The following is an 813-nucleotide window of genomic DNA, read 5'->3' on the forward strand; positions in this document are numbered from 1 at the left end:
CCCCGCGCCCTTCGCGACGAACAGCTCGAAGCGGTGCGCAGCCGAGCCGAGCACGTTGTCGCCGAGCCAGCCGGCGGCGCGCGCGCGGGCGATGGCCGCTTCGAGCGTCGCGATCGAGTGCGGGTACTCGCTACGCACGTAGATGTAGCCGACCGTCGCGCCGGTCACGACGCCCGCGATCAGCATCCCTTCGATCAGCATGTACGGATCGCTTTCCATCACGAGGCGGTCCGAGAAGGTGCCCGAGTCGCCCTCGTCGGCGTTGCAGACGATGTACTTCTGCGCCGCCTGCGCGCCGCGCACCGTGCGCCATTTGATGCCGGCGGGGAAGGCCGCGCCGCCACGTCCGCGCAGACCGGATTCGATCAAGGTTTCGCAGGCGGCGTCGCCGTCGGTTTGCAGCGCGCGGCGCAAGCCTTCGAGGCCGCCGTGCGCGAGATAGTCGTCGATGGAGAGCGGATCGGTGATGCCGATGCGCGCGAAGGTCAGGCGTTGCTGTTTCTTCAGATACGGAATCTCGTCGACCACGCCGACGCGCCGCGCATGCTCGCCGCCTTCGACGAAGCCGGCATCGAAGAGGGCTGCCACGTCGTCTGCTTCGACGTTCGCATAGCCGACGCGACCTTCGGCAGTCGCGACTTCGACGAGCGGTTCGAGCCACAACAGGCCGCGCGAGCCGTTGCGAACCAGTTCGATCTCGACGCCGCGGCGCGCGGCTTCAGCTTGAATGGCCTCGGCCAGCGCGTCGGCGCCGAGCGCGAGCGCGGACGAATCGCAGGGAACGTAGATGCGCGTCATGCCGTCACCTCCACA

Annotated in this window: 1 protein-coding gene; it reads right to left on the reverse strand. The window is 68.5% G+C overall.

Annotation, left to right across the window (positions count from 1 at the left end):
• The coding region (locus tag PQR02_RS40590) for a formate dehydrogenase beta subunit (protein WP_459252531.1) at positions 1-798 on the reverse strand (798 nt) is incomplete at its 3' end.
• Between the last annotated feature and the right edge of the window lie 15 nt (positions 799-813).

This window comes from Paraburkholderia sediminicola, from assembly GCF_046026895.1.
Classification (GTDB): Bacteria; Pseudomonadota; Gammaproteobacteria; order Burkholderiales; family Burkholderiaceae; genus Paraburkholderia; species Paraburkholderia sediminicola_C.